Raw genomic sequence first — 14,763 nt, forward strand, 5'->3', positions numbered from 1 at the left:
CGGCCTCGCGGGCCGGCGCACCGGCGCCTTCGAGCGCGCGCCGCGCATCCAGGCATTCGCCGGCGCGCGAGAGGCGGTTGGCGCTGAGTTCCTTGTCGAAGCAGCGCTTGGCGGCCGGCAACAGGCGCGCCGCAGCGGCGCGCACCGCCGGGTCCTGCGGTGCGATCGCCTGGGCCGCACGCAATTTGTCGTAGGCGCTGTCGCCCGGCGGGGTCAGCAAGTCGCCGCGCTGCTCGGCGGCGGCGGCTTCGCTCAACAGGCGGCGCAGCGACTGGCGTTGCGCGGCCGGTGCCTGCTGGTCGAAGCGCTTGCGCGATTCGCGGGCGCGGTCGAGGTGCTGCTGGGCCAGGGCGATCGCAGGCACCTCGATCGCCGCGCTCTCGGCGATGCCGCGCGCCCGCAGCAACACGGTCTCGGCCTCGGGGACACGGAAATCCGCGGCGAGGCGCTCGCTGCGCGCGGCGTAGGCGTTGGCGACCGCGGCCAGCCCGCGCCGCGCCGCGTCGTCGTCGGCATGCACCGCGAGCAAGTCGCTGTAACCGGCCAGCGCGTCGTCGAAACGCTGCCGGCGCAGGGCCAGGTCGCTTTCCCGGCGGCGGCGTTCGACATGGCTTTCGAGCAGGTTCAGCGCATCCGGCAGATCGGCATGACCGGGGTCGGCGGCCTGCACGCGCTGGATGCCCACCGCGCCGCGCGCGAGGTCGCCGTCTGCCAAGGCCTTGCGCGCCGACTGCAGCAGATCGGCGAGGGTGTCGTCGCGGCCTTCGAGGGCGTCGTTGCGTTGCGGTTGCAGCGCGAGCACGCGCAAATACAACGGCAAGGCCGCATCGGGCGAGCCGTCGAGCCGGCCCTGCGCGCGTGCGGTCGCGGCGTCGGCGACCAGCCGGTCGAGCCCGGCATGCGCCGCCTCGCGTTCGCGCAGCCGACGCGCCATGGCCTCGACCTGGTCGCGCGGCGTCGCCAGCTGACGCGCCAGATCCAACCGTTGTCGGGCGAAGTCGAAGTGTCCGCCGTCGATCGCCTGGCGGGCTTGATCGAGGGCGACCCTGCCGACCTTGACCAGGCCTTCGCGGGCATCGCTGCGGTCGGGGTCGAGGGCCAGCGCGGCCTCGAACAACTCGCGCGCGCCGTGGCCATCGGCCGAACTCAGCCGGCCTTCGGCCAAGGCCCGCGTCGCTTCTTCGCGCAGGCTCTGCGCACGCGTGTCCGGCCACAGCCATTCCGACATCGCCTGCCGCCCCAGGACCAGCGCCAGCAGTAAACCGGCAGCGACGAGGATCGCGCCACGCAGACCCCAGCGCCGGGCAAGCAAGCCGTTGTCGCGCGCCCGTGGCGGTGCCCGATCGAAGCGCAGGGCACTGTAATCTCCGCCCAGCGGTTCGATGCGCGCGGCAGAGGTATCGGAGGGAGACGGCGGGTCGCGCTTCACCGCGACAGGATAACGCCGCGGCATGACTGCCGCGTCTTCGTCGCTGGGTGTGCTAACGGTCTCCGGCCCCCTCCTCGGGGTAGGAGCGGCGCGAGCCGCGACCGCGAATCGTCACCCGACCGCTAAATCGGTCCCGCGCGGAAAACCAGCCGCTCTCCCTCGCCGGGTCCGCAATCCCCTGACGGTAACGTCGCGGTTCTATTGCCGCGGTCCTGGCTCGCGCCGCTCCTCCCCAAGACGGAGGCTTACCGCGCACGCGACTCAATGCCGCTGCGCATACTCCACGCCCGGCAGCGAAGACAGCTTGCCGAGCAGGGTCGAGAGCTGGCCGTAGTCGGCCACCCGCAGGCGCAGGCGCAGGCGGACCTGGGCGCTGCTGCGCTCGACGTCGCTGCGGATGCTGATCACGTGGGCATTGGCCTGGGCGATGACGTTGGTGACTTCCTTCAGCAGCCATTTGCGGTCGAGCGCCAGCACTTCGATGTCGACTTCGTAACCGCTGCCCTTGCGGCCCCACTCCACCGGCAGCACGCGCTGCGGCTGGGCCGCGGCGAGGCGGACGAAAGCGCTGCAGTCGGGACGGTGCACGCTGACGCCGCGGCCGCGGGTCAAGTAACCGGCGATCGGCTCGCCCGGCAGCGGCTGGCAGCAGCGCGAGATCTGCACCAGCAGGTTGCCGACGCCCTCGACGGTGAAGTCGGTGGACTTGCCAGGAGTCTTGCGCGGTGCCGGCGGGGTCGTGGTGGTCGAGGTCGGCGCGGCCGACGGCGGCGGCGCCGACAGTGCGCGTTCGTGTTCGAGCAGAACGCGGCCGATCTGGTGCGGGCCGATGTCGCCCAGCGCGACCTGCACGTACAGGTCCTCGTCGTTGGCGAGGTTGAACCGCGCGCGCGCCGGGGCCAGGTCGGCGCCGAGCACGCCGAGCCTGCGCAGCTCCTTGTCGAGCAGCTCGCGCCCGGCCTGTTCGTTGCGCGAGCGGTCGAGTTTGTGAAACCAGTTGCGGACCTTTTCCCGCGACCGGTTGCTGGCCAGGAAACCGTTCGCCACGACCAGCCAGTCGCGGCGCGGCTCGCCGGTCTTGGCGGTCAGGATCTCGACCCGGTCGCCGCTGCGCAGCTTGTGGTCGAGCGGGACGATGCGGCCGTCGACCTTGGCGCCGCGGCAGCGGTGCCCGACCTCGGTGTGCACGTGGTAGGCGAAATCCAGCGGCGTCGCGCCGGTCGGCAGGTCGATCACCTCGCCCTTCGGCGTCAGCACGTAGACCCGGTCCTCGACCAGCTCGGTGTCCAGCTCGCTCGCCAGCGCGGCGTCGGCGCCGTCGCTGCCGCCTTCGCTCTTGCTGTCGAGCAGGCGCCGCATCCAGGCGATCTTGCGGTCGAACGCGGCGTCGGCGCTGTGGCTGCCGACTTCCTTGTACTTCCAGTGCGCGGCCACGCCGAGTTCGGCCTGGCGGTGCATCTCTTCGGTGCGGATCTGCACTTCGAGGGTCTTGCCCTCGGGCCCGACCACGGCGGTGTGCAGCGAACGGTAGTCGTTGCGCTTGGGCCGGGCGATGTAGTCGTCGAACTCGCTGGGGATCGGCGCCCACTGCGCGTGCACCACGCCGAGCGCGGCGTAGCACGAGGCCAGGTCTTCGACCATGACCCGCACCGCGCGCAGGTCGTAGAGCTCGCCGATCGGCACGTCCTTGCGCTGCATCTTCTTCCAGATGCTGTAGATGTGCTTGGGCCGGCCCGCGACTTCGGCCTTGAGGCCCTGCGCGGCCATCGCCTCGCGCAGGGTGCGCTTGACCTGTTCGATGTAGCGCTCGCGGTCGCCGCGCTTCTCGTCGAGCAGGCGCGCGATCTTCTGGTAGGTCTGCGGCTCCAGGTAGCGGAAGGCCAGGTCTTCCAGCTCCCACTTGAGCTGCCAGATGCCGAGCCGGTTGGCCAGCGGCGCGTGGATGTCGCGGGTCAACGCGGCCAATTCGCGCCGGGTGTCCGGCGGCAGGCGTTCGGCATGGCGCATGCGCGCCAGTTGCCGCGCCAACAGGATCGGCACCACCCGCAAGTCGCGCACGATCGCCAGCAACAGCCGGCGCAGGCCTTCGGTGCCCGAGCGCCGGCCCTGTTCGGCGTGCAGCGCCCAGACCTGGCCGGCGGCGCGCTGGCCGTCGAGCAGGGCCGCCAACAGGGGATGCTCGCGTTCGAAGCCCGGCCCCAACGCCTTCGCCCAGCCCGGGTAGGCGTGCAGGATCGCCGCCGCAACCGTGTCGCTGTCGGCGTCGAGCAGGGCCAACGCGTCCAGGGTGGCGGCGATGACGGCCGGCGAATCGAGCGCGCCCTCGCCGGCCTCCGGCCCCTGCACAGCGGCTTCCAGCGCCTTGCGCAAGGGCCCGGCGATGATCGCCGCCGCAGGCAGGGCCAGCACGTCGGCAGGGGAATGGCGGGGCTCGGTGGGAGACGCGTTCACAACGGGGGCAGAAGAGGTTCGAAGCGCAAGGGACGAGCGACTACACTAGCGAGCAACCGCCCCGAGGAACAGCACGATGTCCGCGATTCACCCTTCCGCATTGCGTCCCTTGTTGATCGCCGCCGGTGTCGCGATCGCCCTGGCGCTGAGCGCGCCGGCCGCCCTCGCCCAGTCCAAGATCGAACAGCAGATGAGCGCCGAACAGTTCAAGGCCGCCGGCCTCGACCAGCTCAGCCCGGAACAGCTCGCCAATCTGAACGCCTGGCTCAACCGCACCCTCGACGCCGAGACCAGCAAGGCCGTGGTCAAGGCCAAGGAAGAAACCCGCGAACTGGTCAAGCACGAGAACCGCGGCTTCCTCGGTTCGGGCTCGCGCGAAGCGGTGGTCGCCCGCCTCAACGGCAAGTTCGACGGCTACGGCCAGGGCCAGATCTACGTGCTCGACAACGGCCAGGAATGGCGCCAGGTCGACGGCGTCGACCTGCCCGGCGTGCACCTGGATTCGCCGCAGGTGCGCATCAACCCCAGCGTGATCGGCGGCGCCTGGTTCCTCTCGGTGGACGGCTACAACACCCGCGCCAAGGTCACCCGCGTCAAGTAATGAATGCCGCCCGCGCGCCGACGCCCCACGGGGTCGGCGCGCGGGCGCTCTCCTTCGCCGTTTCGCCGCTGCCCCGTCCGGAGTCCGACATGCGTGTGCTGTCCTCGTTGACCGTTGCCGTCCTGCTCGCGATCGCGCCCGCCGCGTTCGGCGCCGAGCGTCCCTATGTCGCGGTCGAACAACGCTTCAATGCCGAACAGATGAAGGCCACCGGGCTCGACACCCTGTCGCCGCAGCAACTGGCCCTGCTCAACGAGTTGCTGTCGCAGGAGCAGACCGCGGCCGTCGCCGAGGCCACCAAGGCGGTGCGTTCGGAACGCAAGGGGCTGTTGGATCGCGGCGATGTCGAACCGGTGCAGAGCGCGCTCAAGGGCGAGTTCCGCGGCTGGTCTATCGGCACCGTGTTCGAGCTCGAAAACGGCCAGCGCTGGCGGGTGACCGAAGGCTCGCTGTTCCTCGGCAAGCCGGTGCCGCCGCCGAAGGTCACCATCAAGCCTGGCCTGATGGGCGGCTGGTTCCTGGAAGTCGAAGGGCAGACGCCGAAGGCCAAGGTCCGCCGCCTCGACTGAAGCCAGGCGCGCCATCCGGCAGCGTCCCTCGGGGACTCAACCGCGCAACGACGCCAGTCGTTGCGCGAGCCTCTTCGGCGACACCCCGCCGCGCACGCCCAGCTCCTGGGCGAACAACGACACTCGCAGTTCCTCGATCTCCCAACGCAGCGCCTGCCAGCCGGCGTCGTCGGCCCGGCCGCCGGCATTGGCCGCATCGAAAGCCTCGACGAAGGGCTTGAGTTCGAGCATCTGCGCTTAGTCGCGCACCGGATCGCGCAAAGCGCGTTCGCTGCGCACCGCCAAGGCCTTCAGATAACGCGGCGCATTGCGCGATCGGCCCAAGCGGGCACGCTGCGACACCCGCGGCACTTGCGAAAGGGCGCGCGGAGATCCTCTAGGCGCCCTCGTACCCGGAAGACGGCCGATCCCTCGGCCGTCTTCGTGCATCACTGCAGAACGAAGTTGTCGGCCATCGGCGGTGCCAGCATGGCGGGCTTGACGGCGCTCTTCTCCCTCTGCGGAATACCCAGATCAACACCGGCCTCAGGGTCGAAGGCGGCAATGTCGTCGAACAACTTGTCGGCCGACCAATCGGACGCTGGCGCCGTGCGGCTCGGCCCCGTCTCGAACTCGGTGCTCCGGGAATCCGGCCCGTCTCCGATCGAGGCGGCCCACTCGGGCAAGTCGCTGGGCGCTTGCAGCAGCTCGATCGGCGCCGTCGTGAACTCGACTTCGTCGATCCAGCGATCGCGATCATAGCTGCCCGAAATACCGCGGATGCGATAGGTCTGATAGGGAATGCCGCCGGTATCCAGCGCGACGGTCATGAGCGCCCTATCGCCCACCTTCTCGCCCGGCGTGGCGGTCCATTGCAGATCCTGCTTGGATACCTTCACCCAGGCATTGTCCACGCCCAGCGCTTCGACGATGTAGGCGCCATTACGGGTGGTATCCAGTTGCGTCGTATCCGCAGGGTTGTAGCTGGTCTTCAACGTCAAGGACGACAGCGCGATCTTGTGCTTCATATCGAAGCGGATGGCCACGATCTCGCTGCTGGTCGAATCGGTCTGAGCGAGAGACAGATCCTTGATCCTGACCACGCTTTTCTCGACGCTCTTCCCGCCCTCCTGCCTGGTTTCCGTGGCCGCTTCGGTCGCATTCGCGCCGCGCCACGAGAACGCTTCGCCGCTGTACTCGCTGCCGTCGAGCAGGTTGCGGACAGTGCTCCGGCCGAATCCGGTTTCGGTCGAGTCGGCATGGCTCAGTCCGTGAACGAGATAGCCCTGCTGCCACATCCAGACCAGCCCGTCCTGTGTGTTGCTGGTGGACGGCACCGAGCCGCCCAGGCTGAGCACCGGGCCGGGATGGATGAGCTGCGTCCAACCCCGCGCTTCCATCTCCTTGTTCGCTTGCTGAAGATCCTCGCCGAGCTTGAGAACCTGACCGTTCGGCCCGATACCCAGATACTCCAGCGCCAGGTAGGTGTCCGACGCCGACGGCGTGCGCTGCAACAGCGGCAGGCTGGTCGAGATCCGGATCAAGGCGCCGCGGTTGCCGGTTTCGTACTGCAAACGCTGGCTGTTGGCCTCGACCAGGTCGCCGCCGTCCACCCCGGCCCTGGCCAGCTTGCCGAGCTGCCCGGTGTCTTCAACCCCCGCATTCAACAGGCTCTCGACGATCTCGTAGTCCAGCACCTCGGACAAGGCCATCATCGTGGACAGCACCGCCGCGCGCCGGGGCAGGAAGCCCTTGTAGATCAGCACTGATTTCAAGAATGCCGCGCGTTCGGCCTGTTGCGAGTCGGGCATGAAGCTGGCCTGCCGCTCCAGGCTGCCGCCCATGGCCTGGACCAACCAGCCTTCCAGGTCGCGCTTCTTTTGCTCGTTCGAGGCATACGAGCTGCCGATCAAGACCGCCAAACTCCCGAGCTGTGCCGAGGTGGCGTTCGCCGCTACGCCGTGGAATATCCTTGCCCGGTCCCAATCCGGAAGGTGCAAGGCATCCATCAGCGACGCCAGCAACCGTTCGTCGTACAGGTTCAAGAATTCGACGGGCTTGGCATGCACCATCAGATAGGGCTTGCTCTCGGCATACAAGGCCAAGGCGAAATCGACCACACGCACCTTGTCCGGCCGCTGCTTCTCCCATGAAGCGTAGACCTGCATGTCTTGTACCGAGAGACCATAGCGGTAGGCATCCAGAATGGATTCGGGGCGATAGCCCAGTGCCTCCAAGGCTTCGGCGTACCCCAATCCGCCTTGCACGTGCAGCCAACTTTGCTTCGCCTTGGCATAGGCGATGACGAAATCCTCGGACAGCCGTCCTTCGGACTGCCTGAGCGCAAGGCATGCAGCGTCGATGTCCGCCAACGAGGTCAGGCCCGCGAGGAAGGCCGCGTTGGCCTTCGCCTCGGAGAAGCCGTTGACCTTGTAGTACAGCCTGGTATTCGAGGGATCGCAACTCCAGGCCTGTCCGTTCGAACAGAAAATGCCGTCGATCTGGTCGCTGCTGGCCGCACCCGACATGACCTTGCGAATGCTGTTGGAATCCGGCAGCAGAAGCTTGCTCAGCGTTCGAGTTTCTCCGAAATCGACTCCAGCAGCCGCCCCGAACGGATTCAACGCGATGCCGCGAGTCGTAATCCGCCCGTTCGGCCCACGCGCGGTCACCTCCAGCGTCTTGTCGTCCTTGAAGGCAAGCACGAACTCGGTGTCGTTCGCCCGCGCGACCGGACGGCCCTGGTAAATTCTCGCGGAGTCGGAAGAGAGGGTTTTGGCGACCCCATTGATTCCGTTCTCGGTGACATAGGCTTGGTAACAGAGATAGCCGTCCTTATCGAGATAGAACTTGAATCCGTTCCGCCCTACTCCTCCCGTCGCGAACAAAACCCGTTCGGAATCTCCGGGATTCGAAGGTCCGCTCAAATAAACAGTAAACCCCTGCGAGTCGGGCAACTCCTTGAGATCCGTCGCCGCCTGCGCATTTGGAATGGCCCAGGTCCTTCCGTCCGTTTCAAGAATGCTCGAAACCTCGCTGGCGCTGGCCGAACCCGGCATGACCTTGCGCACAAGGTTGGCGTGGTTCAACAAGGCACCGTTCAGCCCCCGGGTCACGCTGAAGTAGTAAGGCGAAGCGCCTGCCGGATCCAGGCGAATGTTGTTCGTCGCCATCGGCCCGTTCGGCCCGCTCGCGATCACATCCAGAGTGTTGCCTCCGCTGAATCTGAGCACGAACTCGGTGTCGCGCGCGCGCGCGATAGGCCCGACCTCGTAAATCCTCGCGGACTGGGAATAAAGAGTGACCTCGACTCCCTCCCACCCGCTCATATTTACGTAGGCCTTGTAGCAGAGGTAGTTTTGTCCATCGAGATAGAATTTGAAGCCGTTCTTGCCGCTCTGTCCCGTCGCGAACAATACCCGCTCTCCGCTTCCGGAGTTGGGCCAGGCCTGCAGATAGACACTGAAGTCCTGTTGGTCGGGCAAGACATTGAAATCGGTCGCCAGCTCGCCCTCTCCGGCCAAAGCCGCCAGCGACCGCAACTCCGCTTCGCTATCGACTTCATTGAGAATGTAAGGGACCCACTTGTCGCGCGGTACGTTATGCTTCTTGAACAGCGCCTGCGCATCTGGAGCGAAGTCTTCCGGAACGAGGATCGGCTGAGCACTGCCTTCATCGTGCGACCCGGTCTGCGACGAAACGAAATGCACGCTGCCCGGATTGCGGTAATAGTCGCGCAGGTAGATCGTCTGGCCGTTCTTGACCAGCTTGAGGTCGTAGCCCTCCACCGTCAGCCGATAGTTTGCGGACGGCGGCCCACCGGCTATGTACAGATGCAAGGCTCCCGTCCTGGGCACCCGCAGTTGGTGCACGCCGTCGCCCGCGACCAAAGCGGTACTTCCGGCCTCGTAGAGGAAATAGCCGGTGTCCGCGTCCACCAATGGCAGGGCGAACACGACTCCGTCGACCTTGAGCTGCAGATGCCTGGCGCGGGGGTCGATGACGTAGTTACGCAGGACCACCGTCTGTTCGTACGGAGTGTTGTCGTTGGGGTTGACGAAAGACATGACGATTTCCATATCGTCTCCCGCGCGCCTCAGTGCACGCACCCTGGCCGAAGAGATGGCTCCGAGATCGAGAGTGTCCACCCTCATATCCGTGGCCATGTTGTCGACGACCCAGCGGCTGATATCAGGACGCCCGGCACTAATATGGTAGACATCGACGCCATCGAGGCCGGCGAGTTCTGTTTCGTTAGTTGCGATCATGTCGTTGCCATAAGCATCGCCGACATACTTGGTTGTATTCAACACAAGGCTACTTGTTTCGCCATTGCGTTTAACATTGATGAAAGGCTTAGAACCGTCGAAATAACCGACAATTCGTATTTTTTCCGGAGAAGAGAATTCGCCCTGGTACAAGACTAGATCGTTGCCGATTCGCAGTTGCGTATAAGGCAGATCGCCGACGGCTTCGAGCCAGATTGAGTGCTCCTTCGCAGCGTCGTAAACATGCGCGTACGCCGGTTGGGCGGCCGCGGTCAGTTGGGCGTCCGTTCGCGCTTGCACCAACGGATTGCTGATCGCCTTCAACTGGCCGATCGCATCGACGGTCGTCGGCGGTAACTCGACGCCTATGATGGACTGCTGGCCTGCGGTACGCGGAGGCACCAGCCAAACGCTGACGACGCCCGCTTTGACGGCCTCGGCATAGCCGGGTATCTGGAGCTCGAGTTTGGGCTTACCGGGAGCCGAAATGATGGTCAGCGTCCCTCTGCAGACGCTGTAGTACAGATCCTCGAGGTTGGCTTCCAGCACGAACTGCATCGATTGAGTCGTATGCGCCTCGGCGACGAAGCGGCCAGATCCCGCTTTCAACGAATAGGTACTGCTTGCCGCATCGTTCACCAACTTTCGCGGCTCCGTGTCGGTCGTCGTGGCGAACACGAAGCTCTTGGCTACCGCCGACAGCGACCGCCACTGGTCGTCGATCAGGCCGAGTGAGGTCGGCGCGAAGTCGTTGCCGTGGGGATCGCGCAAACGAATGCCTTTGCTGGCATCGAGCCCGCCATCCATGCCGTACAGGCCGCTGACGGTAAGAGTGCGGGTTTGGACGCTGGACGGCAGGGCGATCGCGAGCTGGTTGAGGCTTCGAACTTCGGTCTCGTAGGACAGCTGAAGGTCGTTGCCGACCCGGCGCATCCTGATGTCGCGATAATCCGCGGGCAGGTCGATCAACAGGGTCTGCGAGGCCTTGTCCTTCACGCCACGCAAGCTCACGGTCGCATCGACCTTGCCGTTCCACAGCACGATATCGTTGCTGGTGCTGGTGATCCGGTTGCCCTGGTTCAGCGCATAGGTGTTGTTGCCGTCGCCTCCGGCGATTGCCACATCGGTTCCGGAGATGTCGAAGAACTCGTCGCCGGCCGCGCCCTCGATAAGGGACTTTTCCCCAGCGTTACTGATGACATAGGCCTCGACGCCACGTACGTCGACAACGCGGTCGACCGGCTGGGTCACGTCGGAGACCTCGGCCGCAAGATTCCCGGACTCGGTCACCTGATCGAGCACGACCGTCCGCCCCTTGTAAGCCAATCTGGTCGCCATGTCGAAGGTCTTCAAGTAAACACTAAGCCCACCCGCATCCAGCACCAGCGTGTCGTGTCCGCCCGAGCCATCGATCGTTCCGATGTTCGTCGCGGCATCGAGATTGAAGGCGTCGGCCTCGTTGCCGCCCTTGGCGCTCTTCAGCGTCGCGCCGCTCAGATTGAACAGGTTGCGCTTGCTTTCGACCCCTACCGCTTCGTAATTCGCGCCGCCGTTGCCGAGATCCGCCCAGACGCCGCCGCCGTCGGCGACGCGGCTGGACACGACCGAGCCGATGGCGCGGTATTCCGGGCGGTCCTGCAGCACATGAGTGAATTCGCCGTTCTGTGCCTTGATCGTGCCGTGCTTAACCTGGTGTTCGCGCTCGCGGTAATTCAGGGTCTTGTAGCCGTCCTTGGAGAACAGATCGGACAAGTAGCTCTTGAGCTGCTCCCACTCGCTATTGAGGCTTTGTTGCAAGCGGGTGGCGTCTTCCTGCGCTGCCTTTTCTTCGCGCGCGCGCTTGACGCCGTCGGTTTCCACACCGATCCAGGCGGCGAAGAAGGCTTCTACCTTGGCCGAGGTGTTGGCGAAGTACTCGTCGTACTCGGCCACCACCAGGGCGCCCTGGACGATGCCGTTGATGATGAATCCGGCGGCGGCGATGGCCACGCCGATCGGCCCCGCCGAAGCGGCGATGGTACCCAGCACCGAACCGGCCACGACGGTGCTGAGCGAAGCGGCGATCGACACTCCGGTCAGCGCCAGGCCGACCGCGGTGGTCACCGTGGTCATGACCGTATTGGCCACCAAGGACTTGTATTCGAAGCTCTGGGTGTCGCCGCTATTGGCCCAGAACGACTTCCACTGCAGCCCGATCGCGGCGAACGTCGCTGGCGCCAGTGCGAGATCCAATATGCCGGCTTCGACCACCCTGGCGGCTTGGCCGAACCTGTCGACGGCGTTGAGCGCCTTGCCGAACTGGCCCAGGGCTTTCGCGATCCCGGTGCTCAGCGGCGACATCGCGACACCGCCGACCGTCATCGCCAGGCCGAGGGACTTGTCGCTGGCGCTCATCCGGTTCCAATCGCCCACCAGCTGGCGCACCGAGTTCAAGGTCACGAACGCGTTCAGTGCATGGCCGGCTCGGCTAACTGCGATCTCCCCACCATGATTGGACAGGACGGTGCGTTCGCTATCTAGCTTGCTGAAGAACTCCTTCGAAGCCTGCGTGCCAGTCCCTTCCACCTGCCCCCGCAGCGTCCGATATGCCTCGCCCGACAGCTTCAGCATCGCCGCAGTGATGCGGATGCGATCCATTGCACTGGCCGAGTCGATGAACTGATTCATTCTGGCGACATCGATGTTGATACCACCGATTTCGCTTCGCGTGGCTAACTTGGAATGAATCAGGAATTGCCCGGCATCCTGTTCGGTCCATGCCGCTATCTTCATCGCGGCGCTGGCATCGCTGTCGTACCGGACCCTCCTTTCGGCCGCATCCATCGCCATCCTCTGCAGGATTTCGATCTGGGACAGACCGGGATTGGCGGTACTGATTTTCTTGAACTCTGCGACATCGAAGCCGGACGCCTCGCTGGCCTCGATATACAGCTTCTGCACCAGCTGCCGTTGCGCCGGATCCAAGCCCTGCGCCATGGACAACCAGTTCGCGCGCACCGATGCGCTGTCGCCGTACCAACCTTTTATCCTGTCGGCGACCGTAACCTCCAGGGCCGAGGGGACCGAGTTCTTGAGGGTTTCGAGCAGATCGCCGGCTCGCGCATCGGTCAACGGCCCGTCGCGCAGCAGCATCGCGATATTGCCCCCGTTACCCGACAACTGGCGTTTCACGATACTCGCCAACGCCTCGAGCTCCGCCTGCGTCGGCACCTCGGCCATCGTGCTAACCAGCCGAACCGGGTCGAAAGCGATCTTTTTGCCGGAAACCTCCGCACCTAATGTTGTCGCAAGTTCCGGAGTAAGCGGACGTCCATCGAACGTCGCCCCCAGGTCGAACAACAAGGCCAGCGAAATATCCGCTCCATCGATCCTGACTGTACCCCTCGACGCCAGTTGCTGACGTGCGGCGGCGCGATACGCGGGGGCGTCCTCGGCGTTCACCAGTGCACGGTCGCCCAGACCGACAGTATTGGGCAAGCCAAGGTGTACCGTGCCGATGCGCTCGATGACATCAAGCAGCTTGGCGTACTCGACGGGACTTGCCAGCGCCGTCAACAATCCGGTTTCGTCGAGACCGGCCCCCATCGCGTTCGGGTAGAAGCGACTCAGGGCCTCCCTCTCGGCGGCGTTGAGCTGTGACAGCGGCCTGTTTGAGGCGCGGATGTCTTCGACCAGCTCCTCGACGTTGATCCGGTCCGGCCCGATCAGCACAATCCGCTTGGACTGTTCACGGGTCTGGACGACGCCGCCCTCCCAGCGCCATCGATAGACCACTTTATTGTCGTCTACGACCGACGCGATCTCTCCCGACGCAGAGGTCGGCCATTTGCGGCCTTCGCGATCGATCGCCAAGTCCGAGGTGTGGATCGACACCTCGATCAAGGGTGACTTGAGCGCGCTGGCGAAGCGGTGGCCGAAACCTTCCTGCTCGCCGTTTCGCTCCAGGGTGCACCCCACCAGGCTGATCCGCGCCGGCGTACCGATGGGCTTCTGGATGGTCTCGGTCAACTTGGCGTGGAAAGCCGTCAGGTGTTGAGCCAGATTCGCGGCCCCCATCCCGCCCAGCGTGCGTCGGCCGTTCGCATCGCTGCGGCCGTGGCCGACTATCTGCCAACGCATCGGCGCATCGCCGCGGGCCAAAGCCGCCATATCGCCGTAGACCACCCGGTAATTGCCAAGCTCGTCCAGTTGCACAATGACGCTGGTGCCGGGATGCTTCGCCGCAAGGCGGGCGGCGGCCTCGGCCGCGGCCGGGTCGTTCTCGAGCTGAATAATGATCTGCCGGCCATAGCGGCTATCGCTGTCCGCATAGCTCGTGCCGACCTGCGCAGTAGCCCACTCCTCGACATCGACTCCGGTCACCAATCGCGGCGCGACGCCCAACTGCGGACTGTCGTCGATGAAGTCGTCGAACTCGCCTGGGATCTCCGGCATTTCCTCGTCCGGAAACTCGTTGTGGGCGTCGACCTCGAACTCGTGCGAACTGTTGACGCTACGACTGACCAAGCGCAGGTTGCTCACGTCGTTATAGGCATCCAACATTTCGGCCACGCTCACCGCGCGGCCCGCCGCATCTTCCACTATCTTCTTCGACAGTACGTCGAATGGCACATGATGATCGATGTCGAGCGCGTCCCGAGTGACGAGTTGCCCGGAGGCTGCGCAGCGAAACAGCGGCACTTCTTGCGTCTGGCCCGCGGCATTGGTTACCGTCACACTGCGCACATAGGACTTTTGCAGCTCGGCCTCGAACCATTTCCCGAGCACCTTGGTATCGAACCTCAATCCAACGCGGCCGTCCTCCGGCACCCAGTGCTTGTCCTGTGTGGCCGCTGTCCGGCCCGCCCAATCCAGGTCCGGGTCGAAATCCGGATGATTCTTTGTCGGATCGAATGCAAAGTGATTGTCGACCCAGGTGCGCCACTCCCTCGAGTCGGCGCCGAAGATAGCCAGTATCCGATCGGCGCTGTCGCGGGCGCGATTGATGACCGACGGCAGCATCCGCAAATTATGCACGTCGTTGTAGGCCATATTCGCTTCGGCGTGATTCGCCACCCCGAGCTGGCCGAAATAGTCGCGCCACTGCACGATGTGGTCGATATCGAGTGCATCGCTCGTGTGCCAGGTATTGCTTTCGGCGTGGTGGTACAGCATCACGGTAGCGGCGTTCTGTCCCGACGCAGACGGAAAAGTGAACGACTGCGGCTGCATGTTCAGGCTCGCCCAATCGTTGCGCATGTATTCGTTAGTGGCATCGTAGAAGCTGAAGCTGGAGCGGGGTTCGGTCCCCAACCAGGGTCTGCCGGCTATTGTTGAGGAGTGGTTGGGCGGCACCACGCCCTCCCAGCTGACCAGCTCCACCGTATTGCCATTCTTCAGCCTCTCTTTGAAGATTTTGTATGCCATGACGAAGCCCCCTGTTGTCGATCGGTTCTAGTTGTCTCGCGCTCGCTGGCTGATCCACTG

At 65.0% G+C, this 14,763-nt stretch carries 4 protein-coding genes and 1 pseudogene; 2 read left to right on the plus strand and 3 right to left on the minus strand.

Annotated elements, in window-relative coordinates; all coding sequences use genetic code 11:
* Positions 1 to 1,690: 1,690 nt before the first annotated feature.
* The gene (locus tag GLA29479_RS20350) at positions 1,691 to 3,880 is read right to left on the minus strand and encodes a RelA/SpoT family protein (RefSeq protein ID WP_057919000.1); all 2,190 of its coding nucleotides are present in this window, start codon (positions 3,878 to 3,880) and stop codon (positions 1,691 to 1,693) included.
* A gap of 76 nt (positions 3,881 to 3,956) precedes the next feature.
* Between GLA29479_RS20350 and GLA29479_RS20355 the strand changes: the two genes are divergently transcribed.
* Positions 3,957 to 4,481: a hypothetical protein gene (locus tag GLA29479_RS20355; protein WP_057919001.1), complete on the plus strand. Its 525-nt coding sequence runs from the start codon at positions 3,957 to 3,959 to the stop codon at positions 4,479 to 4,481.
* An 89-nt stretch (positions 4,482 to 4,570) separates the two neighbouring features.
* Entirely contained in the window at positions 4,571 to 5,050 is a 480-nt protein-coding gene (locus GLA29479_RS20360; RefSeq protein ID WP_057972666.1) for a hypothetical protein, read from the plus strand.
* Positions 5,051 to 5,086: 36 nt separating this feature from the next.
* On the opposite strand, the pseudogene GLA29479_RS23925 reads toward GLA29479_RS20360, so the two are convergent.
* Together GLA29479_RS23925 and GLA29479_RS20370 are read right to left on the minus strand one after the other, a co-directional pair.
* Positions 5,087 to 5,359: pseudogene (locus tag GLA29479_RS23925) on the minus strand (DUF3418 domain-containing protein); the annotation flags it as partial.
* 119 nt (positions 5,360 to 5,478) lie between these two features.
* A complete protein-coding gene (locus GLA29479_RS20370; protein ID WP_082638843.1) occupies positions 5,479 to 14,703 on the minus strand; it encodes a C80 family cysteine peptidase in 9,225 nt (3,074 codons plus the stop codon).
* Positions 14,704 to 14,763: the final 60 nt, after the last annotated feature.

Origin of the sequence: Lysobacter antibioticus, assembly GCF_001442535.1 — a bacterium.
Lineage (GTDB): Bacteria > Pseudomonadota > Gammaproteobacteria > Xanthomonadales > Xanthomonadaceae > Lysobacter > Lysobacter antibioticus.

What these genes read in the sequence shown, in the direction of transcription:
- GLA29479_RS20355 (WP_057919001.1), top strand. Translation starts at nt 3,957, where the DNA reads ATGTCCGCGATTCACCCTTCCGCATTGCGTCCCTTGTTGATCGCCGCC.
- GLA29479_RS20370 (WP_082638843.1), bottom strand. Translation starts at nt 14,703, where the DNA reads ATGGCATACAAAATCTTCAAAGAGAGGCTGAAGAATGGCAATACGGTG.
- GLA29479_RS20360 (WP_057972666.1), top strand. Translation starts at nt 4,571, where the DNA reads ATGCGTGTGCTGTCCTCGTTGACCGTTGCCGTCCTGCTCGCGATCGCG.